This window comes from Micromonospora parva, assembly GCF_040649675.1.
GTDB classification, from domain to species: domain Bacteria; phylum Actinomycetota; class Actinomycetes; order Mycobacteriales; family Micromonosporaceae; genus Micromonospora; species Micromonospora parva.
In genome coordinates this window covers 195,864-218,961 of sequence record NZ_JBEZFX010000009.1, presented here as the reverse complement: position 1 = coordinate 218,961, position 23,098 = coordinate 195,864, and the positions used below count along the sequence as shown (strand labels likewise).

Genomic DNA, 23,098 nt, shown 5'->3' with positions numbered 1-23,098 from the left:
TTCTGAACGGGTCCTAGCGTGACCGGCTCCTGCGGGGAGAGCTGATGATCCGGGCCCAACTCGACAAACTGCTGACCGTGGTGATCGCCGGCGTGCTGGCCGGGCTGGTGCTGGCCGCCGCCGCCCTGCCCGTCGCCCTGGTCTTCGGGATCGGCTTCAGCGCCCTGTCGACGCCGTACTCGGAGCTGCCGAACACACTCCGTACGCCGCCCACCGCGCAGCGGTCCAACCTCTACGCCAACGACGGCACCACCCTGATCACCTCCTTCTACCAGGAGGACCGGGTGGACGTGCCACTGCACGAGGTGGCCCCGGTGATGCGCCAGGCGATAGTGGCCGCCGAGGACGTCCGGTTCTACCAGCACAGCGGGGTCGACCTGCGGGGCGTGGTGCGCGCGTTCACCGTCAACAAACGCGACGGCCAGACCCGGCAGGGCGCCTCCACGCTGACCATGCAGTACGTGCGCAACGTGCTCAGCAACGACCCCCGACTCACCGAGGCCCAACGGGAAGCCGCCACCGAACTCACCACCGTCCGCAAGCTCCAGGAGATGCGGTACGCGCTCGCCCTGGAACGGGAGCTCGACAAGGACGAGATCCTGACCCGCTACCTCAACATCGCCTACTTCGGCGCCGGGGCGTACGGCATCGCGGCGGCCAGCAAGCGGTACTTCTCCCGGTCCCCGGCCGAGTTGACCCTGGCCCAGGCGGCGCTGCTCGCCGGCCTGGTGCGCTCGCCGGACAGCGACGACCCGATCAACGGCGACGCCGACAGCGCGGTGGCCCGGCGGTCGTACGTCCTGGAACGGCTGGTGGAGTCGGGGCAGGTGCCGGCGGACGCGGCAGCGGCGGCGCGCGCCGAACCCCTGCAGCTGCGGCCCAGCGAGACCCCGAACGACTGCACCGGGGTGCCCGACGCGCACAACGACTGGGGCTTCTTCTGCGACTGGTTCACCCGCTGGTGGAGCAGCCAGTCCGCGTTCGGGGCGACCGCCGACGAGCGGCAGCGCGCGCTGCGCCGGGGCGGGTTCTCCATCGTCTCGTCGCTGGACCCGGGAGTGCAGCGGGCCACCACCGAGCAGGTGTTGAAGATCTATCCCATGAGCCGGGCCGAGGCGGTGCCCACCGCCGTCGTGCAACCGGGCACCGGGCGGGTGCTGGCGATGTCGGTGAACCGCGCGTACAGCGTGGCGGACAACCCGGTCGGGCAGAAGAACCACCCGAACACCGTCAACCAGTTGATCGCCGGCGGTGGCGCGATCGAGGGATACCAGGGCGGTTCGACGTTCAAGCTCTTCACCCTGCTGGCGGCGTTGGAGTCCGGCCTGCCGCTGTCGACCGAGTTCGTGGCGCCGACCCAGCTGCTCACCCGCTTCCCGGTGACCGGGGCGGCGAGTTGCGACGGCCGCTGGTGCCCGGCGAACGCCAGCCCGTCGTCGATGGACGGCCCCCGCACCATGTGGAGCGCGTTCGGCCGCTCGGTGAACACGTACTTCGCCTGGCTCACCGAGAAGGTTGGTGCCGACCGGGTGGTGGAGATGGCCGAGCGGCTCGGCATCGTGCTGCGGGCCAAGTCCGACGCCGAGCTGGCCCGCTACGGCGCGAAGGACTGGGGTCCGTTCACCCTGGGCGTGGCCGCGACCACCCCGCTGGACCTGGCCAGCGCGTACGCCACGGTGGCGGCCGAGGGGACCTCGTGTGCGCCGCTGCCGGTGGTCTCGATCGCCGACTCGAACGGCCGGCCGGTCGACGCCGCCAAGCCGGACTGCCGGCAGGTGCTCGACGCCGACGTGGCGCGGGCGGCCACCGACGCGGCTCGCTGCCCGGTCGGGGACCAGTCGATGTACGGGCGCTGCGACGGTGCCACCGCACCGGGGCTGCGGGCGAAGCTCGGCCGCCCGGTGGCCGGCAAGACCGGCAGCTCGGAACGGTACGAGACGGAGACGGTGGTGGCGTTCACGCCGCAGCTCGCGGTCGCCTCGATGGCCGCCAACCCGGACGATCCCCGCGACGCGGTCGGTCAGGCGGTGCAGGCCCAGATGGTGAACGCGGTCGGTGCGGTGCTGTCCTACGCCCTGCGCGACGAACCGGTCCGCGACTTCGTCCCGCCGAGCGAGCGAACGGCCTTCCAAACCCAGCCCCAAGCCGGCAACTAACCCCCCCCGCACCTGTCACCCCCGCGATCTTGCACTTTCTGCCCAGACAAAAGGCGCGAAAGTTCGTGATTCGACGACAGGAAGTGCAAGATCGCCGGGTAGGGGGGCGGGGCGGGCGACGTCAGCGGGGTTGTTCGGCGTTGCGGGCGATGTTGCGGGCCATTCCGCCGAAGACCACAGCGTGGAACGGGGCCACCGATCCCCAGTAGGCGTGCCCGGCGAGGCCGCGTGGCAGGAAGACAGCGCGTTGCTGGTAGCGGCTGCGGCCGTCGTCGGTGGGTAGCACCCGCATCTCCAGCCAGGCCCGGCCGGGCAGGCGCATCTCGGCACGCAGTCGCAGCAACTCGCCCGGGACGATCTCCTCGACCCGCCAGAAGTCCAGCGCCTCACCGACCTGGAGGCGGTGCGGGTCGCGTCGACCCCGCCGCAGCCCGACCCCACCGACCAGCCGGTCCAGCCAGCCCCGGATCGACCAGGCGAGGGGGAAGGAGTACCAGCCGTGTTCGCCGCCGACGCCCTCGACGACCCGCCAGAGCGCCGCCGGTGGGGCGTCCACCACCCGCTCCCGGACGTCGGTGTAGGCGGTGCCGCCGGACCAGTCCGGGTCGCTGGGCAGCGGCTCGGCGGGCGCGTCCGGGCCGCTCGCCGTCGACCAGCGGGTCTCCACCTGGGCGTCGCGTACCTTGGCCAGCGCCAGCGCCACCGCCTGGTCGAACCCGGTCAGGCCGTCGGGCGGGTCCGGGACGTAGCGGGCGATGTCGTGTTCGTGGGCGACCGCCTCGTGGATCAGGCTCTCCACCAGCGGGCGGGCGATTTTGTTCGGCACCGGGGTGACCAGACCGACCCAGTGCGACGAGAGCGACGGGGTGAGCGGACGGACCGGCACGATGACGCGTCGGCGCAGCTCGGCCACCCGCGCGTAGCGCTGCATCATCTCGCGGAAGGTCAGCACGTCCGGCCCGCCGACGTCGAAGCCCCGGTTGACCTCGGCCGGCAGATCGGCGCAGCCGGCCAGGTAGCGCAGCACGTCGCGGACCGCTATCGGTTGGATCCGGTTGTGCACCCAACGCGGAGTGACCATGACGGGCAGTCGCTCGGTCAGGTAGCGCAGCATCTCGAACGACGCCGAGCCGGACCCGATGATCACCGCGGCCCGGAGCACCGCCGTGGGCACTCCGCTGGCCAGCAGGATCCGGCCCACCTCTGCGCGGGAACGCAGGTGCGGGGACGGCACCTCAGCATCGGAGGCCGGTTCCGGGCCGCCCAGGTAGACGATCCGCCGGACGCCGGCCGCCCGCGCCGCCGCCGCGAAGTTGGTCGCCGCCGCCCGGTCGGCCGCCTCGAAGTCGGACCGGCCCAGCGAGTGCACCAGGAAGTACGCGACGTCCACGTCGGCGAACGCGGCGGCCAGCGTCTCCGGTCGGCTCAGGTCGCCCTCGACGATCTCGGCCGCCGAGGCCCAGGGGACGTCGCGCAGCCGTACCGCCTTACGGGCGAGGCAGCGCACGGTGTGCCCGTTGGCGAGCAGCAGCGGCGTCAGCCGCCCGCCGATGTAGCCGGTCGCTCCGGTGACGAGGCATCTCACGGGTCCCAGTCTGCTGCCCCCTAGACTCGTTTGCTGTGGAGACCGAGACGAGCACCTTCTGGGGGCCGGATTTCGCCCAGCTCAGGGCCACCGATCCGGAGATCGCCGGGGTGGTCCTCGGCGAGTTGGACCGGTTGCGGGGCGGCCTGCAGCTGATCGCCAGCGAGAATCTGACCTCGCCCGCGGTGCTGGCGGCGCTCGGTTCGACGCTGACCAACAAGTACGCCGAGGGCTACCCGGGCCGGCGCTACTACGGCGGCTGCGCCGAGGTGGACCGGGCGGAGGAGATCGGCATCGCCCGGGCCAAGGAGCTCTTCGGGGCCGAGCACGCCAACCTCCAGCCGCACTCCGGGGCGAGCGCCAACCTGGCCGCGTACGCCGCGCTGGTGCAGCCGGGGGACACGGTGCTGGCGATGGACCTGCCGCACGGCGGGCACCTCACCCACGGCAGCCGGGTGAACTTCTCCGGCAAGTGGTTCCACCCGGTCGGCTATCCGGTCCGGCCGGACACCGAGCTGATCGACTACGACGAGGTACGGGACCTGGCACGGGCGCACCGACCGAAGTTGATCATCTGTGGGGCCACCGCCTACCCGCGCCTGATCGACTTCGCCCGGTTCCGGGAGATCGCCGACGAGGTCGGCGCGTACCTGATGGTGGACGCGGCGCACTTCATCGGCCTGGTCGCCGGCCGGGCGATCCCGTCGCCGGTGCCGTACGCCGACGTCGTCTGCGCCACCACCCACAAGGTGCTGCGTGGCCCGCGCGGCGGCATGATCCTGTGCCGCGAGTCGTTGGCGCAGCGGATCGACAAGGCGGTCTTCCCGTTCACCCAGGGCGGCCCGCTGATGCACGCGGTCGCGGCCAAGGCGGTCGCGCTGCGCGAGGCCGCCCAGCCCGAGTTCCAGACGTACGCCCGGCAGGTGGTCAGCAACGCCCAGGCGCTCGCCGCCGGGCTGGCCGACGAGGGGATGCGCCCGGTGTCCGGTGGCACCGACACCCACCTCGCCCTGATCGACCTGCGGGAGCTGGGGGTGACCGGCACCGAGGCCGAGCGTCGCTGCGACGCCGCCTCGATCACCCTGAACAAGAACGCGATCCCGTACGACCCGCAGCCGCCGATGGTGGCCTCCGGCATCCGGGTCGGCACACCGAGCGTGACCACGCAGGGGATGCGCGAGGGGGAGCTGCGCCAGGTGGCGACGATGATCGCCCGCGCGGTGCGCACCGATCCCGGCACTCCGGGCGGGGCTGACCAGCTGACCCGGCTCGGCGCCGAGGTGGCCGAGCTGGTCGCGACGTTCCCGGCGTACCCCCGTGGCTGAGCCCGGGGTGGTCGAGCCGGACACCGACCGGCGGTGGCGGCTGCGGCACCTGCCGGTGCTGCTGGCCGCGTCGGCGGTGCTGGCCGCGGTCGCCGCGCTGGTGGGCGGGGTGACCGGCGGTCTGACCGGGGCGCTCGGCGCGGCGGCCGGCGTGGGTGTCACGGTGTTCAGCTACACCCTGACCACTGTGGTGCTGGCCCGGGCCGACCAGATCAACCCGCAGTTGCTGCTGCCGCTCGGCGTGGGGCTGTACGTGCTGAAGTTCAGCCTGCTGGGTGGGGTCCTGGTGGCGGTGGCGTCGACCGGCTGGTCCGGGTTGATCCCGCTTTGCCTCGGCATCGTCGCCGGGGTGGCAGTGTGGACGGCGGTACACATCTGGTGGCTGACCACGGTGCACGCTCGTCGGGCGCACAGCTGACCTGACGGTCGTCCCACTTTTCGGACGCGCCGCAATGTGTCGGCCTCCGGTCATTTTCCGACGGGCGGAAGGGGAGTAGCGTGCCCACAGACGACGGCGCCCACGAGAAGCCCACACAACGACGGTTGTGCGGGGGGTGAGGCACAGCCTCGTCTTCCCGGCTGATATCGTTCGCCCCGTCATGGCTGGTGACCAAACCCCCCGTCCCGCCGGTGAACCGGACGATTATCCGTCCGGCGCCGGTCAGGGTTGGACCGCGCTCAGCTACCTCGTCGGAGGCATGCTCGTGTGGGGTTTCATCGGCTGGTTGGTTGACCAGTGGCTCGACACCGGTGGCGTCGCCACCGGCATCGGAGTCGTGCTCGGTATGGCCGGGGGGATCATCCTGGTCGTTCGCCGGCTCGGCACGCCAACTTAGGAAGGGACGCGGTGTTCGGACAGGCGAACGTTCTGGCAGCGGGCCAGGCGGGATTCCCACCCACGGTGGACGACTTCTACCTGCCCAGCATCCTGCCCTGGGGTCAGGACTCAATCTGGTTCACCAAGATCACGGCGATGGTCTGGATCGCGGTCGGCGTCCTGATCATCTTCTTCCTGGCGACCTACCGGAACCCGCAGCTGGTGCCGACGAAGAAGCAGTGGTTCGCCGAGTCGATCTACGGCTTCGTGCGCAACAACATCGCCGTCGACATGATCGGTCACCAGGGGGTGCGGTTCGCCCCGTACTTCACGACCCTGTTCTGCTTCGTGCTGCTGACGAACGCGTTCGCGATCATCCCGTTCTTCCAGATCTCGCCGAACTCGCACATCGCCTTCCCGGCGATCCTCGCGATCATCAGCTACGTGCTGTTCAACTACATCGGCATCAAGAAGCACGGCTTCGTCAAATACTTCAAGAACTCGCTGATCCCGCCGGCACCGTGGTACATCCTGCCGCTGCTGATCCCGATCGAGCTCTTCTCGACCTTCATCGTCCGGCCGTTCTCGCTCGCGGTTCGTCTCTTCGCGAACATGTTCGCCGGTCACATGCTCCTGCTGGTCTTCACGCTCGGCGGTTTCGCGATGCTGAGCGCCAACGCCTGGCTGGCTCCGGTCTCGGTGCTCTCCTGGGTGATGACCATCGCGCTCACCTTCCTCGAGTTCCTGGTGATCTGCCTGCAGGCATACGTCTTCACCGTCCTCACCGCCAGCTACGTGCAGGGCGCGCTCGCCGACGAGCACTGATCCACCGCACCAACCGTTGTCGTCCCGCGTGAGAGTCACGCGTGATAACCAGGAGGAACCACACCAATGGACGCTAGCGTTCTCGCCGAGGTCACCGGTAGCACCGCTGCCATCGGCTACGGCCTCGCCGCCATCGGCCCCGGCATCGGCGTCGGCCTGGTCTTCGCCGCCTACATCCAGTCGACCGCCCGCCAGCCGGAGTCGTCCCGGATGACCCTGCCGTACGTCTGGATCGGCTTCGCCGTCATCGAGGCGCTGGCGCTGCTGGGCATCGCCTTCGGCTTCATCTGGGCCGGTTCGGCTTCCTGATCCCGCCCCTAGACCGGGAGGCAATCATGTACTTCCTCGCCGCTGAGGGTGGTGAGTCCGCCCACAACCCGATCATCCCGCTCTGGCAGGAGGTCGTGGTCGGTTCGGTGGCCTTCGCCGTGCTCTGCTTCGTGTTGATGAAGTTCGTCTTCCCGCGCATGGAGCAGACGTTCCAGGCTCGGGTCGACGCGATCGAGGGCGGCATCAAGCGCGCCGAGGCCGCCCAGGCCGAGGCGAACCAGCTGCTCGAGCAGTACCGTGCCCAGCTCGCTGAGGCCCGGACCGACGCCGCCAAGATCCGTGACGACGCGCGGGCCGACGCCGAGGGCATCCGGCAGGACATCCTCGCCAAGGCGCGGGAGGAGTCCGACCGGGTCATCCAGGCCGGCAAGGACGCGCTCGCCGCCGAGCGGGCCACCATCGTGCGCGAGCTGCGCGCGGAGGTCGGCACCATCGCGGTGGACCTGGCCAGCAAGATCGTCGGCGAGTCGCTCGCTGACGAGGCACGGCGCAAGGGCACCGTCGACCGGTTCCTGAGCGGTCTCGAGAGCACGGGGGCCCGCTGATGCAGGCCGCCAGCCGGGAGTCGTACAAGATCGCGGCCGAGCGCCTCGACGAGTACGTCCGCGGCGCGGAGCCGTCGGCGGTGGCCTCCACCGCCGACGCCATCCTCTCCGTGGCGTCCCTGCTGCGGCGGGAGCCGCGGCTGCGTCGGGCGCTGTCCGAGCCGGCCCGTTCCGGTGCGGACCGCGGCGCGCTGCTCGGCGACATGCTGGGTGGGCGGATCGGCGCCGACGCGCTCGACCTGCTCGTCTCGCTGGTCTCCGGCCGTTGGTCGGCACCGTCGGAGTTGCTCGACGGCACCGAGCGCCTCGGCGTGGAGGCGCTGCTCGCCAGCGCCGACTCCGCCGGCGAGCTGGGCGAGGTCGAGGACGAGCTGTTCCGCTTCGGCCAGGTCGTGGCCGGTCAGCCGGCGCTGAGCAACGCGCTCGCCGACCCGGTCGCCCCGATCGAGCAGCGGGCCACCCTGGCCCGCGAGCTGCTCGCCGACAAGGCCCGTCCGGTCACCGTCCGCCTCGTCGAGGCGGCGCTCGGCGGGTTCGGGGGACGCTCCTTCAGCGGAGCGCTCACCCGGCTGGTCGAGCTGGCCGCCGACCGGCGTGACCGGCAGGTGGCGTACGTGACCGTCGCGGCCCCGTTGAGTGACGAGGACGAGCGTCGGCTGGGTGCGAGCCTCACCGCGATATACGGTCGAGAGGTGTCCGTCAAGCAGACGGTCGACCCCGCCGTCCTCGGTGGCGTGAGCGTCCGGGTCGGCTCCGACCTGTACGACGGCACCATCCTGCGCCGCCTCAACGAGACCCGCAACGCGCTCGCGAAGCGCTGAACGGCTTCGCCGCCCCGCGGCTGAGCGGCTCAGCCGCCCAGCGACTGAGCGGCTTCGCCGCCCAGCGCCCGGATTGACAGACGCCATTCGGACCGGTTGGTACTAGGTATCCCGGGCCCCTGAATTTTAAGGAAGCAGAGGATGGCCGAGCTGACCATCTCGACGGAGGAGATCCGCGGCGCCCTGGAGCGCTACGTCTCCTCCTACACGTCCGACGTCTCCCGCGAGGAGGTCGGCACCGTCGCCGACACCGGTGACGGCATCGCCCACGTCGAGGGCCTGCCCTCGACCAAGACCAACGAGCTCCTGGAGTTCGAGGACGGCACGCTCGGCGTGGCGTTGAACCTCGACGTGCGGGAGATCGGCGTCGTCGTCCTCGGTGACTCCGCCAAGCTGGAGGAGGGGCAGCGGGTCAAGCGCACCAACCGGGTGCTCTCGGTTCCGGTCGGTGACGCCTTCCTCGGCCGCGTGGTCAACGCGCTCGGCCAGCCGATCGACGGGCTCGGCGACATCGCCGACGAGGGCTACCGCGAGCTGGAGCTGCAGGCTCCGAACGTGATGTCCCGGCAGTCGGTGTTCGAGCCGCTGCAGACCGGCATCAAGGCGATCGACGCGATGACCCCGATCGGTCGGGGCCAGCGGCAGCTGATCATCGGTGACCGGAAGACGGGCAAGACCACCGTCGCCCTGGACGCCATCCTCAACCAGCGCGACAACTGGCGCACCGGCGACCCGAAGAAGCAGGTTCGCTGCATCTACGTCGCCATCGGCCAGAAGGCCTCCACCATCGCCTCGATCAAGGGGCAGCTGGAGGAGGCGGGCGCGCTGGAATACACCACCATCGTCGCCTCGCCGGCGTCCGACCCGGCCGGCTTCAAGTACCTCGCCCCGTACACCGGCTCGTCCATCGGACAGCACTGGATGTACGGCGGCAAGCACGTCCTGATCGTCTTCGACGACCTGAGCAAGCAGGCCGAGGCGTACCGGGCCGTGTCGCTGCTGCTGCGTCGCCCGCCGGGCCGTGAGGCGTACCCGGGTGACGTCTTCTACCTGCACTCCCGCCTGCTGGAGCGCTGCGCGAAGCTCTCCGACGAGCTGGGTGGCGGCTCGATGACCGGTCTGCCGATCATCGAGACGAAGGCCAACGACATCTCGGCCTTCATCCCGACCAACGTCATCTCGATCACCGACGGCCAGATCTTCCTGGAGACCGACCTGTTCAACCAGGGCGTTCGTCCGGCGATCAACGTCGGCACCTCGGTCTCCCGGGTCGGCGGCGCCGCCCAGGTGAAGCCGATGCGCAAGGTCGCCGGCTCGCTGCGGCTCAACCTGGCCCAGTACCGCGAGCTGGAGGCGTTCGCCGCCTTCGCCTCCGACCTGGACAGGGCCTCCCGGGCCCAGCTGGACCGCGGTGTCCGGCTGGTCGAGCTGCTCAAGCAGCCGAACTACTCGCCGTACCCGGTGCAGGAAGAGGTCGTCTCGGTCTGGGCCGGCACCGAGGGCAAGCTGGACGACATCCCGGTGGGTGACATCCGGCGCTTCGAGGCCGAGTTCCTCCAGTACCTGCGGCACAAGCACGAGGGTGTGCTGGCCGGGATCGCCGACAACCAGTGGGGCGACGACATCGTCAGCTCGCTGGACACGGCGATCACCGAGTTCAAGCAGGTCTTCCTCAACAAGGACGAGGAGCGTCGGGTCAACGACGCGCCGGCCGCCCCGCTTGAGGGCGACGAGAACCGCGAGACGGTGACCCGCTTCCGCGACGGCGCGACCGACCGCCCGGCCGAGAGCTGATCTGATGGCGGCCCAGGTACGCGTTCTTCGTCAACGGATCCGCTCGGCGAAGTCGATGAAGAAGATCACCAAGGCGATGGAGCTCGTGGCGACGAGCCGGATCGCCAAGGCTCAGGCCCGGGTGCAGGCGTCCCTGCCGTACGCCCAGGCCATCACCGGTGTGCTCACGGCGCTGGCGTCCAACGCGCGGATCGACCACCCGCTGCTCACCCCGCGCGAGCGGGTGCGGCGGGCCGGCGTCCTGTTGGTCACCAGCGACCGTGGCCTGGCCGGTGGTTACAGCTCCAACGCGATCAGGATGGCCGAGTCGCTGATCGCACGCCTCAAGGCGGACGGCAAGGAGCCCGTGCTCTACGTCATCGGGCGTAAGGGCGTCGGGTTCTACCGGTTCCGCGACCGGCCGATCGAGGCGAACTGGACCGGGTTCAGCGAACAGCCGTCGTTCGAGGACGCCCGCGCCGTGGGTGAGACGCTGATCAAGGCGTTCACCGCCGGTGCGGACGACGTCGACGGCGGTGCCGGTGCGGACGGGGTGCTCGGCGTCGACGAGTTGCACATCGTCTACACCGAGTTCCACTCGCTCATGACGCAGAACCCGGTTACCAAGATCATTGGTCCGATGCAGGTGGAGGACCGGCCGCGCTCCGAGGGGCTGCTGCCGGCGTACGAGTTCGAGCCGGAGGCGGAGGCGCTGCTCGACGCGCTCCTGCCGAGGTACATCAACACGCGGATCTACGCGGCGTTGATCGAGTCGGCGGCGAGTGAGTCGGCGGCACGGCGGCGGGCGATGAAGAGCGCCACCGACAACGCCGAAGACATGATCGAGAAGTACACGCGTGAGATGAACTCGGCTCGCCAGGCCGGGATCACCCAGGAGATCAGCGAGATCGTCGGCGGCGCCAACGCGCTGGCCGCGTCGGGAAGTGAAGTGTGATGACTGCCCCAGTAGAGACCAAGACGGCCACGGGTCGCGTGGTCCGGGTCATCGGCCCGGTCGTCGACGCCGAGTTCCCGCGCGACGCCATGCCTGCCCTGTTCAACGCCCTGAACGTCACCGTGGACCTGTCCGGCGGTGAGAAGACGCTGACCCTGGAGGTCGCCCAGCACCTGGGTGACAACCTGGTCCGCGCCATCTCGATGCAGCCGACGGACGGCCTGGTCCGCGGCGCGGAGGTTCGTGACCGCGGCGAGCCGATCACCGTTCCGGTGGGCGACGCGGTCAAGGGCCACGTGTTCAACGCGATCGGCGAGGTGCTCAACCTCAAGGAGGGCGAGACCCTCACCCCGGACGACCGCTGGGGTATCCACCGCAAGGCCCCGGCCTTCGCGGACCTGGAGCCGAAGACCGAGATGCTGGAGACCGGCATCAAGGTGATCGACCTGCTCGCCCCGTACGTCAAGGGCGGCAAGATCGGCCTGTTCGGCGGCGCGGGCGTGGGCAAGACGGTGCTCATCCAGGAGATGATCACCCGTGTTGCCCGTAACTTCGGTGGTACCTCGGTCTTCGCCGGCGTGGGTGAGCGCACCCGTGAGGGCAACGACCTCATCGCCGAGATGACCGAGTCCGGCGTCATCGACAAGACCGCGCTGGTCTACGGCCAGATGGACGAGCCGCCGGGCACCCGTCTGCGGGTGGCGCTCTCCGCGCTGACCATGGCGGAGTACTTCCGGGACGTGAAGAAGCAGGAGGTGCTGCTCTTCATCGACAACATCTTCCGCTTCACCCAGGCCGGTTCGGAGGTGTCCACCCTGCTCGGCCGGATGCCGAGCGCCGTCGGTTACCAGCCGACCCTGGCCGACGAGATGGGCGAGCTCCAGGAGCGGATCACCTCCGTCCGGGGCCAGGCCATCACCTCGATGCAGGCGATCTACGTGCCGGCGGACGACTACACCGACCCCGCCCCGGCCACCACGTTCGCCCACCTGGACGCGACCACCAACCTGGAGCGGTCGATCTCCGACAAGGGCATCTACCCGGCAGTGGACCCGCTGGCGTCCTCGTCCCGGATCCTCGCCCCGGAGTTCGTCGGCCAGGAGCACTTCCAGGTCGCCACCGAGGTGAAGCGGATCCTGCAGCGCTACAAGGACCTGCAGGACATCATCGCCATCCTCGGTATCGAGGAGCTCTCCGAGGAAGACAAGATCACCGTGGCCCGGGCCCGGCGGATCGAGCGCTTCCTGTCGCAGAACACGTACGCGGCGGAGCAGTTCACCGGCGTGCCGGGCTCGACGGTCCCGATCAAGGAGACCATCGAGGCGTTCCGCAAGATCAGCGAGGGTGAGTACGATCACTTCCCCGAGCAGGCGTTCTTCATGTGCGGCGGTCTCGACGACCTGGAGAAGAAGGCTGAGGAGCTGATGAAGGGCTGACCAGCCCCATCTGATCCGCAACAAAAAGACTGCCCCGGCAATGCCGGGGCAGTCTTTTGTTCATGTTCGCGTCCTACCATCGTCGCGGTCCGTTACTCATGGTCGGCACTTCCGCGACTGCCGAGCTACGGTTCGTTCCGCGCGCTCACCTGAACGAGCGTTGATCTTTGCAACCTTTCGAGGACGTGCGCCCGTCTTTCTCGTCGTGGGCGTAACGAACGGAGATGCTCGTGGGTAAGGCCGGCAAGAGTGGCCGCAAGCCGTCCATCTGGCGAGGTGTGCCACGGTGGGCCAGGATCTGCACGGTGTTCGGCGCCGTGCTGACAGTGCTCAGCGGTGCGGTGCTGGTTGGCACCGAGGTGCTCATGGCCCGCTACGAGGGGGCCGTCGGCAAGGCCGACCTGTTCGGCGACCAGGCGGCGGGTGCCCAGGCGAAGAAGAGCGAGATCAAGGGTCCGCTCAACATCCTGCTCGTCGGCATCGACCCGCGTACGCCGACGGCCGCGCCACTGGCCGACTCGATCATGGTGCTGCACGTGCCGGCGTCGATGGACCGGGCCTACCTGTTCTCGCTGCCGCGCGACCTCTACGTGCAGATCCCAGCGTTCAAGAAGGCCGAGTTCCCGGGCGAGACCACGAAGATCAACGCTGCCATGTCGTTCGGCAGCAGGGTGCCGGGGGCCAACCCCGACGCGGCACGGGGTTTCGAGCTGCTGGCCACCACAGTGCAGAAGGTGACCGGCATCAAGCGCTTCGACGCTGGCGCGATCATCAACTTCACCGGCTTCCAGAAGATCGTCGACGCCATGGGTGGCGTCGACATGTACATCGAGCGCGACGTGAGGTCCGAGCACAAGAAGCCGGACGGCACGCCGCGTCCGGGCAACACCCGTGGTGAGGGCTACGTCGGCCCGCAGGCGGTCTACAAGAAGGGCAACCAGCACCTGAGTGGGTGGCAGGCGTTGGACTACGTCCGGCAGCGCTACCCGAAGAACGGCGTTCCGGACTCCGACTACGGGCGGCAGCGCCACCAGCAGCAGTTCGTCAAGGCCATGGTCGGCCAGGCGTTCAGCGCCGACGTGGTGTCCAATCCCATCAAGCTGGACAAGGTGCTCCGCGCCGCCGGGCAGTCGCTGATCTTCAACGGTCGGGGAAACAGCGTGGTCGACTTCGGGATCGCCCTGAAGGACATCCGCCCGAACACCATCGAGATGATCAAGCTGCCCGGTGGTGGCGTCTTCGACGGTAAGAAGTACCTGGGTGAGCAGTTCAAGGAAGGGGTCCCGGACTTCTTCACCGCCCTGCACAACGAGCAACTCGACCCGTTCCTGCTCGAGCACCCGGAATTCGTCAACAAGGCCAAGTAGTCCCGGCGTCGTTGTCCCCACCCGCGTTGGGCGCGCCGCGCCGTCAGGCTAGACTTTCGGCAATCCGTAGCCGCAGCAAGGAGACAGCGTGGCACAGCAGCTTCACGTCGAGCTCGTCGCCGTCGAGGAGAAGGTCTGGTCCGGTGACGCCGAGATGGTCGTCGCCCGGACGACCGAGGGCGAGCTCGGTGTCCTGCCGGGGCACGCGCCGCTTCTCGGCCAGCTCGCCGAGCCCGGCCAGGTGCGCATCAAGCTCGCCGGCGGTGAGCAGGTCGCCTACGAGGTGGCCGGTGGCTTCCTCTCGGTGAGCGCCGACGGTGTCACCGTGTTGGCCGAGAGCGCAACCCCGGTCTCCGCGCAGAGCCGCTGAGCCACACCGGGGATGGAGATCGTCGAAGGTTTCGGAATCGGCGTTGTCGTCATCCTCGGCGCGCTTCTGATCCTCTTCGTCCGGCGAGCTCTGGTCACCCGCAGCGGTGGCATCATCCGGCTCAGCGTCCGGGTCTCCACCATGCTCGACGGCCGTGGCTGGTCGCCCGGCTTCGGTCGGTTCGTCGGTGACGAGCTGCGCTGGTACCGCATGTTCAGCTTCGCCATCCGGCCCAAGCGGGTGCTCTCCCGTAAAGGGCTGGCCGTGGAGCGCCGCCGGTTGCCCGAAGGTCAGGAACGGTTCTCCATGCCGGCCGACTGGGTGATTCTCCGCTGTACCAGTCACCACGCACCGGTGGAGATTGCCATGGCGCGATCGACAGTTACCGGTTTTCTCTCTTGGCTCGAGGCCGCCCCTCCGGGGGCGGTCTCGCCGCGTATGGCCTCCCAGGACTGGCCTGCTGCCTGAGCTGCTCTTCGGCCGGTTGCTCTTTCGGGTTTCCGGGGCAGCCCGCCCGGCTCCGGGCGGTCAGGCTTGATCCCTGCGCCGGGCGGGCTGCCCCGGAAACCCGTCCGCCACGCCGTGCGTCGTTCCGGCGTGGTTATCAATCCCCTGCCGTTGCCTGAGAAAGTCGAGTCTCGCCTGTTCAGTGGCCGGGCGCGGTGATCGACTCGGGTTTCTTGAAACCGTGGTGTCCTGGTGGCCAGGATGGCCCGACTTCATGGAACCCGAGTCGATCTAGACACTGAACCGTCAGGAGGTCAGCCCTGGCCGTGGCGGGGCGCCGGAGGACGAGTCGGCCTTGGCGACGCGTGGCAGCGGTCAGATCGGGGAATCCCCCTCTTGACGTGGTGCGGAGTGCCGACGTTCAGCGCTTGCCGCCCGGCACCCATAGCACATCTCCTGCCGGATTTGCCGTTCTTGACAGGATAAAGAGCAGATCGGAGAGCCGGTTGAGATACTTTGCCGGGAGCGTGCTGGTTCGGTCCGGATCGTGGGCGACCAGCGCCCACGCCGCCCGTTCGGCACGCCGGGCGACGGTCCGCGCCACGTGCAGCAGCGCCGCGCCTGCGGTGCCGCCGGGGAGGATGAAGGAGTCGAGCTTGCTCAGGCGCGCGTTGTACTCGTCGCACCAGCCCTCCAGGCGCTCGACGTACTCCTCGGTCACCCGCAGCGGCGGGTACTTCGGCTCCGGCTCGACCGGGGTGGACAGGTCGGCGCCGACGTCGAACAGGTCGTTCTGCACCGACCCCAGCACGCCGCGAAGCTCCTCGTCGAGGTTTCCCAGCGCGAGCGCGACGCCGATCGCCGCGTTGCACTCGTCGACATCCGCGTACGCGGCGATCCGCGGATCGGTCTTCGGCACCTGCTCGTTGTTGCTCAGCCTGGTCATGCCGGCATCGCCGGCCTTGGTGTAGATGCGCGTGAGGTGGACGGCCATGACGCACAGCCTACGGATACCCGACCTGACGATCCCGGCGCGGCCGGACAGCACCGCCGGCTGGCCGGTGGTGGTGGGCCCCGGCGACGCCGGCGATCCGGCGGTCAACGACGTCGACGTCATCCGGGTCCGCGGTGACGCCCGACTGGCCGGCACCGTGCACGTGGTCGGTGCCAAGAACTCGGCGTTGAAGCTGATGGCGGCGGCGCTGCTCGCCCCCGGCCGCAGCGTGATCACCAACGTGCCCCGGATCACCGACATCGCGATCATGGGGGAGGTGCTGCGCCGACTGGGCTGCGACGTCCAGTTCGACGCGGACGACCCGGTCGACCCGATGGTCGCTCGTGGTGGCGTGGCCCGGTCCCGGTCGGTGACGATCGACGTACCCGAGCAGCCGGGCGCGGAGGCCGACTACGACCTGGTCCGCCGGTTGCGCGCGTCGATCTGCGTGCTCGGCCCGCTGCTGGCGCGCCGGGGGTACGTGCGGGTGGCCCATCCCGGCGGCGACGCGATCGGGTCGCGGGGGTTGGACATGCACATCTCCGGGCTGACCCGGATGGGCGCCGAGATCTCCGGTGAGCACGGGTTCGTCATCGCGTCCGCCCCGCACGGGCTGCGTGGCGCGGACATCATGCTGGACTTTCCCAGCGTCGGCGCCACCGAGAACCTGGTGATGGCGGCGGTGCTGGCCCAGGGCACCACGATGATCGACAACGCGGCGCGGGAGCCGGAGATCGTCGACATCTGCACGATGCTCAACCAGATGGGCGCGCGCATCGCCGGCGCGGGCACGTCCACGTTGCGGATCACCGGTGTGCCCGGTCTGCGCCCGGTGCGCCACGCCACGGTGGGGGACCGGATCGTTGCCGGCACCTGGGCGTTCGGCGCGGCGATGACCCGGGGCGACGTGACGGTGACCGGGCTGGACCCGGCCTTCCTGGAGGTCGCGCTGGACAAGGTGGTCGCCGCCGGCGGGCTGGTGGAGACGCGGGGGGACGGCTTCCGGGTACGGATGGACGAGCGGCCCCGGGCGGTGGACGTGGTGACGCTGCCGTACCCCGGCTTCGCCACCGACCTGCTGCCGATGGCGATCGGGCTGGCGGCGGTCAGTGACGGCGCGTCGCTGATCACCGAGAACATCTTCGACGGCCGGTTCATGTTCGCCAACGAGATGATGCGGCTCGGCGCGGACATCAAGACCGACGGGCATCACGCCGTGGTCCGGGGACGGGACCGGCTCTCCGGCGCCCCGGTGCGGGCCACCGACATCCGTGCCGGCGCGGGGCTGATCATCGCCGGGCTCTGCGCGGACGGGGTCACCGAGGTCTCCCACGTGCATCACGTCGACCGGGGCTACCCGGACTTCGTGGCCGACCTGCGGGCGCTCGGGGTGGCTGTCGAGCGGGGCACCACGCCGGAGGAGCCGGCGCTGGAGATCTGAGGTCGGCTCTCAGCGACCCGTCCCGACCGCCACTTAGCCATCGTTCAGGCTCGCCGACTAGGGTGCAGGCAGGCACTCAATCGCAGCGAGGGAGAAACAGATGGCGGGTCGACTCGCGGTCGTCGGGGCCGGGTTGATGGGTTCCGGCATCGCCCAGGTGGCGGCGCAGGCGGGCTGGCAGGTGACGCTGCGCGACCTGGACGACGCGGCCACCACCCGGGGTCTGGGCGGCATTCGGAAGTCACTGGAGAAGTTCGCCGAGAAGGGCAAGATCGAGGCGTCCGAGGTCGAGGCGACGCTGGCGCGGATCACCCCGACCACCGACCTGGAGGCGGCGGCGGACGCGGACATCGTGGTCGAGGCGGTCTTCGAGCGCCTGGAGATCAAGCACGAGGTGTTCCGCGCCCTGGACAAGATCTGCAAGTCGGACGCGGTGCTCGCCACCAACACGTCGGCCATTCCGGTCACCCAGATCGCCGCGGTGACCGAGCGGCCCGAGGCGGTCGTCGGCACCCACTTCTTCTCCCCGGTGCCGATGATGCAGCTCTGCGAGCTGGTTCGCGGCTACAAGACCACCGACGCCACCCTGGACACCGCGCGGGCCTTCGCCGAGGAGATCGGCAAGACGGTCGTGGTGGTCAACCGGGACATCGCCGGTTTCGTCACCACCCGGCTGATCTCCGCCCTGGTGATGGAGGCGGTCAAGCTGGTCGAGTCCGGCGTGGTGTCGGCGGAGGACCTGGACACCGCCTGCCGGCTGGGCTTCGGGCACGCCATGGGTCCGCTGGCCACCACCGACCTGACCGGCGTGGACGTGCTGCTGCACGCCTCGAAGAACATCTACACCGACACGGCCGACGAGAAGTTCTTCCCGCCGGAGCTGCTCCAGCGGATGGTCACCGCCGGCGACCTGGGCCGCAAGACCGGCAAGGGCTTCTACACGTACTGAGGTGTGGCGGCCGGGGCGGTCAACCGCCCCGGCCGGCCGCTCAGCCGTCGCGCTTGGTGGTCCAGCGGAAGGTGGTCAGGCAGACCACCAGGCCGATCACGCACCACAGGGCGAGCACCAGCGCCACCCGGCCCAGCTCGAACGACCCGCCCGGCTCCTGGGCGCCGAAGCTTTCCGGCAGGAAGACCGCCCGCAGCCCCTGGCACATCCACTTGAGCGGGAAGAGCGCCGCCACCTGCTGCATCCAGGTGGGCAGGTCGGTGAAGACGAAGAACACCCCGGAGATGAACTGAAGGATCAGCGAGACCGGGGTGACCACCGCCGAGCCGCTGCGGGCGGTGCGGGCCAGCGACGAGATGGCGATGCCGGACAGGGTGCACGCGGTCACCCCGAGCACGGCGACCCAGCCGAAGGTAAGCCACTTCCCGGCGGTGCCCGGCAGGTCGAGGTCGAACAGCGCCACCGCGAAGGCCAGCAGCAGCGCCGTCTCGGCGATGCCGATCACGATCACCATGATCACCTTGCCGGCGAACCAGACCCACTTCGGCATCGGCGTGCCCCGGTAGCGCTTGAGCACGCCCCGATCCCGTTCGACGGGGATCCAGATACCGAGGTTCTGGAAGCTCACCGTCATCAGGCCGGTCGCGATCATGCCGGTGATGAAGTACTGGGTGAACTTCACTCCGCCGCCGATCGTCCCGTCGAAGATCGACGCGAAGATCAGGATCATGATGACCGGGAACCCCATCGTGAAGACGACGGACTCCCGGCTGCGCAGGAACTGGGTGATCTCCAGTCGGCCCTGGCGCAGGGCGAGCGCGCCGGCGCCCGGCCGCCGGCCGCGGGTCGCGGTGACCGGCGTCGCCGGCTTCGTCGTGGTCGTCATCGCGAGTGTCCGATCATCGTGAGGTAGACGTCCTCCAGGGTCGGCCGGGTCACCGTGAGACCGGGGACCTCACCGCCGTGGCGCGCGGCGAGGTCGGCCACGAAGGCCGTCGGCGTCGCGGTCTGCGCGCTCTCCACTGTCCCTTCTGGGGTACGCCAGGAGACCGTGGCGAGGGCCTCCTGTCGATTGCCCAGCCGGTTGGGAGCGGCCACCTCCACCAGTCGACCGCCGGCGATCACGCCGACCCGGTCGGCGAGGGCCTCGGCCTCGTCCAGGTAGTGGGTGGTGAGCACGATGGTGGTGCCGGCGGCGGCGAGGTCGCGGATCAGCTCCCAGAACTCGCGGCGGGCCTCCGGGTCGAAGCCGGTGGTCGGCTCGTCGAGGAAGAGCAGCTCCGGTCGGCCGATGATGCCCAGCGCCACGTCCAGGCGGCGCTTCTGCCCGCCGGAGAGGGTGTGCGTCCGGGCCTTCGCCTTGCCGGCCAACCCGACCCGCTCGATCACCTTCGCCGGGTCGTCGGCGTCGGCATAGAAGCCGGAGAAGTGCCGAATCACCTCGGCCACTGTCAGCTCGTCGAACTCGCCGGTGCCCTGGAGCACGATGCCGACCCGGGAGCGCCAGTCGATGTCCGGGTGGGCCGGGTCCGCGCCGAGCACGGAGACCTCGCCGGCATCCCGGTGCCGGTAACCCTCCAGGATCTCCACGGTGGTGGTCTTGCCGGCGCCGTTCGGGCCGAGCAACGCGAACACCTCGCCGCGGTGCACGTCGAGATCCACGCCCGCCACCGCTACGTTGTCGCCGTACGCCTTGCGCAGCCCACGTACGGAGATGGCCAGCTCGTCATCCATGCCGTCCAGTGTGCGTCCTGACCCGGCCCGCATGGTGCCCGGGGTGTGGCGGTCCGCGCCACTGCGGGAACTTGACACCCGGACGTCCCCGACATGGACCTGTGTGGTTTTGCACAGCCCTTTTTACTGAACGGTAACTTAGACTCCGGCCATGGATGAGACGGCATTCCCGGGGCGGCTGCCCGAGCGGGACCGCCCGTGGGTGATGCGCACCTACGCCGGCCACTCGTCGGCAGCGGCGACCAACGCCCTCTTCCGCCGCAACCTGGCGAAGGGGCAGACCGGGCTCTCGGTCGCCTTCGACCTGCCCACCCAGACCGGGTACGACCCGGACCACGAACTCGCCGCCGGTGAGGTCGGACGGGTCGGTGTGCCGGTGGCCCACCTCGGCGACATGCGGGCGCTCTTCGACGGTCTCCCGCTCGCCGACACGAACACCTCGATGACCATCAACGCCCCGGCGATGTGGCTGCTCGCCCTGTACGGCACCGTCGGGCTGGAGCAGGGCGCCGACCTGACCCGCTGCGCCGGCACCACCCAGAACGACATCATCAAGGAGTACCTGTCCCGGGGCACCTACATCTTTCCGCCGGCGGCGTCGCTGCGGCTCACCGCCGACGTGGTGGCGTACACGCTGCGCGAGATGCCCCGGTGGAACCCGGTCAACATCTGCTCGTACCACCTGCAGGAGGCCGGCGCCACGCCCGTGCAGGAGGTCGGCTTCGCGCTGGCCACCGCGGTCGCCGTGCTCGACGCGGTTCGCGACTCCGGCCAGGTGCCCGCCGAACGGATGGGCGACGTGGTCCAGCGGATCTCGTTCTTCGTCAACGCCGGGGTGCGCTTCGTCGAGGAGATCGCCAAGATGCGCGCGTTCGGCGTGCTCTGGGACGAGATCACCCGGGACCGGTACGGGGTCACCGACGCCCGACAGCGGCGGTTCCGCTACGGCGTGCAGGTCAACTCGCTCGGCCTCACCGAGGCGCAGCCGGAGAACAACATCCAGCGCATCGTGCTGGAGATGCTCGGCGTGACGATGTCCCGTGACGCCCGGGCCCGGGCGGTCCAACTGCCCGCCTGGAACGAGGCGCTCGGCCTGCCCCGCCCCTGGGACCAGCAGTGGTCGCTGCGGATGCAGCAGGTCCTGGCGTACGAGTCGGATCTGCTCGAATATCCCGACCTCTTCGCCGGCTCGCACGTGATGACCGCGCTGGTCGACGACATCGTCACCGGGGCGCGGACCGAGCTGGACAAGGTGCTGGAACTGGGCGGTGTCGTCGCCGCCGTGGAGACCGGCTACCTCAAGAGCGCGCTGGTCGCCTCGCTGGCCGACCGTCGTCGCCGGATGGAGTCCGGCGCCGACGTGGTGGTCGGGGTCAACAGGTACACCGAGACCGAACCCTCGCCGCTGACCGCCGCTGGTGCGGGCGCCGTCGAACAGGTCGATCCCGCCGTCGAGGCGGCCGCCGTGGATGGCGTACGCCGGTGGCGGGCCGACCGGGAGGCGGCAGTGGTCGACGCGGCGCTGACCCGGCTCCGCGCGGACGCCGCGACCACCGCCAACCTGATGCCGGCGACAGTGGAGTGCGTGCGGGCCGGGGTGACCACCGGCGAGTGGGCCGGCGCGCTGCGCCAGGTCTTCGGCGAGTACCGGGCACCGACCGGCCTGGCCGGTGCGACCGGTGGCGGCGGGGAGCCGGGTCTCGCGGCGGTCCGTGAGCGGGTCACCGCCACTGCTCGGGAGCTGGGCAGCGGCCGGCTGCGGCTGCTGGTCGGCAAGCCCGGTCTGGACGGGCACTCCAACGGTGCGGAACAGATCGCGGTACGTGCCCGCGACGCCGGCTTCGAGGTGGTCTACCAGGGCATCCGGTTGACCGCGGGGCAGATTGTGGCCGCCGCGGTGGAGGAGGACGTCGACCTGGTCGGGCTCTCCGTGCTCTCCGGGTCGCACCTGGCCGCCGTGCCCGCGGTGCTCGACGGGCTGCGCGCCGCCGGACGGGCGGACCTGCCGGTGGTGGTGGGCGGCATCATCCCGGCCGGTGACGCGGACACCCTGCGGGCGGCCGGGGTCGCCCGGGTCTTCACGCCGAAGGACTTCGCCCTCACCGGCATCATCGACGACCTGGTGACGGTCATCCGTCGCGCCAACGACCTGCCCTGATCACTCGTCACCCCGGCGGGCCGGCGCGGGTCAGCGGCCGGCGTACGTCATGCAGTCGGCCATGTCGTTGTCCGGGCCGACCCTGATCGACGCCGCGTGGCACTCCAACTGCTCGTTGTGCCGGCAGTCGGCGCGCTGGCAGGCGCCGACCTGCGCGATCAGGCTCTCCACACCGCCCTGCACCGGCGACTCGACGAAGGTGTGGCAGTGCGCGTGATCCATGCTGCCGATCGTGATCGCGAAGGCGTGGCAGTCACCTGACCTGTTGTACGCGCAGGCGGCGACCACGCATTCCTGGACTCGGGGCATCTCCAACGCTGCGGTCATGCCGACCTCCTCTGGGCTCCTGCCCCGATACTAGGCTTTTGTCGGCCTGGCGAACCCCGGTACGGCGAGCCCGCCCGCCGTCAGACGCGGAAGCCGGCGGCGCGGGCAGCCTCCCGTTCACGACGTCGTTCGCCACGTCGGCGGATGAACCAGAAGATGAAGAAGGCCAGGCCGACCAGGAAGACGAGCACCAGCACCGGCAGGATGATCGCCACCAGGGAAACCACCACACTGGTGGCGTCCTCGGCGGTGCTGGCCACCGGGGCGCCGAAACCGGCGGTGGCCGCGTTGACGACGGGCCGGGCCGCCGACTTGAGCAGGTGCACGCCCAGCGCCAGCAGTACGCCCGTGACGACCGGCACCCACTGGTGGGACGAGAAGAAGCTGCCCGGGTCGCTGACCGTCACCGTCTCCGACGAGGAGCCGGCACCGAAGGCCAGGCCACCGGCGGTGGGTCGGACCACTGTCTGCACCACGTCGTTGATGTGGTCGACCACTGGCACCTTGTCCGCCACCACCTCCACGGCGAGCAGTACGGCCATGATGACGATGACCCAGCCGTTGCCGAGCCAGGTCCAGCCGCTGGGCAGGTCGATCAGGTCGGTGTAGCGGCCGAGCAGACCGAGGATGAGCAGGGGTATGTAGGCGTTCAGCCCCGCCGAGGCGGCGAGACCGGTGCCGGTGAGGACTTCGAACACGATCTCAGCATCGCATCGACGCGCCAGTGCCGCTCGCTGGCGACC

Annotated in this window: 23 protein-coding genes; 17 read left to right on the top strand and 6 right to left on the bottom strand. The window is 69.8% G+C overall.

The window, feature by feature from the left end:
- Window positions 1–44 precede the first annotated feature (44 nt).
- Window positions 45–2,156 carry a transglycosylase domain-containing protein gene (locus tag AB0C03_RS23390; RefSeq protein ID WP_030333161.1) on the top strand — a complete coding sequence of 704 codons (2,112 nt, stop codon included), beginning with the start codon at window positions 45–47 and terminating at the stop codon, window positions 2,154–2,156.
- 121 nt (window positions 2,157–2,277) lie between these two features.
- Here the strand turns inward: AB0C03_RS23390 and AB0C03_RS23385 are convergent, their stop codons facing one another.
- Window positions 2,278–3,741, bottom strand: a complete 1,464-nt coding sequence (locus AB0C03_RS23385) for an SDR family oxidoreductase (RefSeq protein ID WP_030333163.1) — start codon at window positions 3,739–3,741, stop codon at window positions 2,278–2,280.
- A gap of 35 nt (window positions 3,742–3,776) precedes the next feature.
- Between AB0C03_RS23385 and glyA the strand changes: the two genes are divergently transcribed.
- The 13 genes from glyA (at window position 3,777) to AB0C03_RS23320 (ending at window position 14,773) form a co-directional block, all read left to right on the top strand.
- The gene (gene glyA, locus AB0C03_RS23380) at window positions 3,777–5,066 is read left to right on the top strand and encodes a serine hydroxymethyltransferase (protein ID WP_030333165.1); all 1,290 of its coding nucleotides are present in this window, start codon (window positions 3,777–3,779) and stop codon (window positions 5,064–5,066) included.
- Window positions 5,059–5,484, top strand: a complete 426-nt coding sequence (locus tag AB0C03_RS23375) for a hypothetical protein (RefSeq protein ID WP_030333167.1) — start codon at window positions 5,059–5,061, stop codon at window positions 5,482–5,484. Before glyA ends, AB0C03_RS23375 begins: the two co-directional genes overlap by 8 nt.
- Before the next feature lie 181 nt (window positions 5,485–5,665).
- Complete coding sequence (locus AB0C03_RS23370; protein WP_030333169.1) at window positions 5,666–5,902, top strand: AtpZ/AtpI family protein; 237 nt, start codon at window positions 5,666–5,668, stop codon at window positions 5,900–5,902.
- 11 nt (window positions 5,903–5,913) lie between these two features.
- Window positions 5,914–6,708: a F0F1 ATP synthase subunit A gene (gene atpB, locus AB0C03_RS23365; RefSeq protein WP_030333171.1), complete on the top strand. Its 795-nt coding sequence runs from the start codon at window positions 5,914–5,916 to the stop codon at window positions 6,706–6,708.
- 66 nt (window positions 6,709–6,774) lie between these two features.
- The gene (locus AB0C03_RS23360) at window positions 6,775–7,017 is read left to right on the top strand and encodes an ATP synthase subunit C-like protein (RefSeq protein WP_030333173.1); all 243 of its coding nucleotides are present in this window, start codon (window positions 6,775–6,777) and stop codon (window positions 7,015–7,017) included.
- Window positions 7,018–7,043: 26 nt separating this feature from the next.
- On the top strand, window positions 7,044–7,583 hold the full coding sequence (locus tag AB0C03_RS23355; RefSeq protein WP_030333175.1) for a F0F1 ATP synthase subunit B: 540 nt from the start codon (window positions 7,044–7,046) through the stop codon (window positions 7,581–7,583).
- On the top strand, window positions 7,583–8,404 hold the full coding sequence (locus tag AB0C03_RS23350) for a F0F1 ATP synthase subunit delta (RefSeq protein ID WP_357638813.1): 822 nt from the start codon (window positions 7,583–7,585) through the stop codon (window positions 8,402–8,404). Before AB0C03_RS23355 ends, AB0C03_RS23350 begins: the two co-directional genes overlap by 1 nt.
- 141 nt (window positions 8,405–8,545) lie before the next feature.
- On the top strand, window positions 8,546–10,198 hold the full coding sequence (gene atpA, locus AB0C03_RS23345) for a F0F1 ATP synthase subunit alpha (RefSeq protein WP_030333179.1): 1,653 nt from the start codon (window positions 8,546–8,548) through the stop codon (window positions 10,196–10,198).
- Between the two features lie 4 nt (window positions 10,199–10,202).
- Window positions 10,203–11,132 carry a F0F1 ATP synthase subunit gamma gene (locus tag AB0C03_RS23340; protein ID WP_030333181.1) on the top strand — a complete coding sequence of 310 codons (930 nt, stop codon included), beginning with the start codon at window positions 10,203–10,205 and terminating at the stop codon, window positions 11,130–11,132.
- Window positions 11,132–12,568 (top strand): F0F1 ATP synthase subunit beta, encoded by a 1,437-nt coding sequence (gene atpD / locus AB0C03_RS23335; RefSeq protein ID WP_030333183.1) that lies wholly within the window; start codon window positions 11,132–11,134, stop codon window positions 12,566–12,568. The genes AB0C03_RS23340 and atpD overlap by 1 nt, the downstream gene beginning before the upstream one ends.
- A 224-nt stretch (window positions 12,569–12,792) precedes the next feature.
- Window positions 12,793–13,935, top strand: coding sequence for an LCP family protein (locus tag AB0C03_RS23330; protein WP_357638810.1), 1,143 nt, complete (start codon window positions 12,793–12,795; stop codon window positions 13,933–13,935).
- Window positions 13,936–14,023: 88 nt separating this feature from the next.
- Window positions 14,024–14,305: a F0F1 ATP synthase subunit epsilon gene (locus AB0C03_RS23325; RefSeq protein ID WP_030333186.1), complete on the top strand. Its 282-nt coding sequence runs from the start codon at window positions 14,024–14,026 to the stop codon at window positions 14,303–14,305.
- A 12-nt stretch (window positions 14,306–14,317) separates the two neighbouring features.
- The gene (locus tag AB0C03_RS23320; protein WP_030333188.1) at window positions 14,318–14,773 is read left to right on the top strand and encodes a DUF2550 domain-containing protein; all 456 of its coding nucleotides are present in this window, start codon (window positions 14,318–14,320) and stop codon (window positions 14,771–14,773) included.
- 400 nt (window positions 14,774–15,173) lie between these two features.
- Here the strand turns inward: AB0C03_RS23320 and AB0C03_RS23315 are convergent, their stop codons facing one another.
- Window positions 15,174–15,746 carry a cob(I)yrinic acid a,c-diamide adenosyltransferase gene (locus AB0C03_RS23315; RefSeq protein ID WP_279519245.1) on the bottom strand — a complete coding sequence of 191 codons (573 nt, stop codon included), beginning with the start codon at window positions 15,744–15,746 and terminating at the stop codon, window positions 15,174–15,176.
- On the opposite strand from AB0C03_RS23315, the gene murA reads away from it, so the two are divergent.
- Window positions 15,745–17,187, top strand: coding sequence for a UDP-N-acetylglucosamine 1-carboxyvinyltransferase (gene murA, locus AB0C03_RS23310; RefSeq protein ID WP_030333192.1), 1,443 nt, complete (start codon window positions 15,745–15,747; stop codon window positions 17,185–17,187). The genes AB0C03_RS23315 and murA overlap by 2 nt on opposite strands.
- A gap of 100 nt (window positions 17,188–17,287) precedes the next feature.
- On the top strand, window positions 17,288–18,136 hold the full coding sequence (locus AB0C03_RS23305) for a 3-hydroxyacyl-CoA dehydrogenase family protein (RefSeq protein WP_030333194.1): 849 nt from the start codon (window positions 17,288–17,290) through the stop codon (window positions 18,134–18,136).
- A gap of 40 nt (window positions 18,137–18,176) precedes the next feature.
- Here the strand turns inward: AB0C03_RS23305 and AB0C03_RS23300 are convergent, their stop codons facing one another.
- Together AB0C03_RS23300 and AB0C03_RS23295 are read right to left on the bottom strand one after the other, a co-directional pair.
- Window positions 18,177–19,022 carry an ABC transporter permease gene (locus AB0C03_RS23300; protein ID WP_030333195.1) on the bottom strand — a complete coding sequence of 282 codons (846 nt, stop codon included), beginning with the start codon at window positions 19,020–19,022 and terminating at the stop codon, window positions 18,177–18,179.
- Entirely contained in the window at window positions 19,019–19,870 is an 852-nt protein-coding gene (locus AB0C03_RS23295; RefSeq protein WP_030333197.1) for an ABC transporter ATP-binding protein, read from the bottom strand. Before AB0C03_RS23295 ends, AB0C03_RS23300 begins: the two co-directional genes overlap by 4 nt.
- Before the next feature lie 151 nt (window positions 19,871–20,021).
- Here AB0C03_RS23295 and AB0C03_RS23290 point away from each other — a divergent pair, with 151 nt between their 5' ends.
- Window positions 20,022–22,028, top strand: coding sequence for a protein meaA (locus AB0C03_RS23290; RefSeq protein WP_030333199.1), 2,007 nt, complete (start codon window positions 20,022–20,024; stop codon window positions 22,026–22,028).
- A 30-nt stretch (window positions 22,029–22,058) separates the two neighbouring features.
- On the opposite strand, the gene AB0C03_RS23285 is transcribed toward AB0C03_RS23290, so the two are convergent.
- Together AB0C03_RS23285 and AB0C03_RS23280 are read right to left on the bottom strand one after the other, a co-directional pair.
- Window positions 22,059–22,355 (bottom strand): DUF1540 domain-containing protein, encoded by a 297-nt coding sequence (locus AB0C03_RS23285; RefSeq protein WP_357638806.1) that lies wholly within the window; start codon window positions 22,353–22,355, stop codon window positions 22,059–22,061.
- 80 nt (window positions 22,356–22,435) lie between these two features.
- Complete coding sequence (locus tag AB0C03_RS23280) at window positions 22,436–23,053, bottom strand: DUF4126 domain-containing protein (RefSeq protein WP_030333202.1); 618 nt, start codon at window positions 23,051–23,053, stop codon at window positions 22,436–22,438.
- Window positions 23,054–23,098 lie beyond the last annotated feature (45 nt).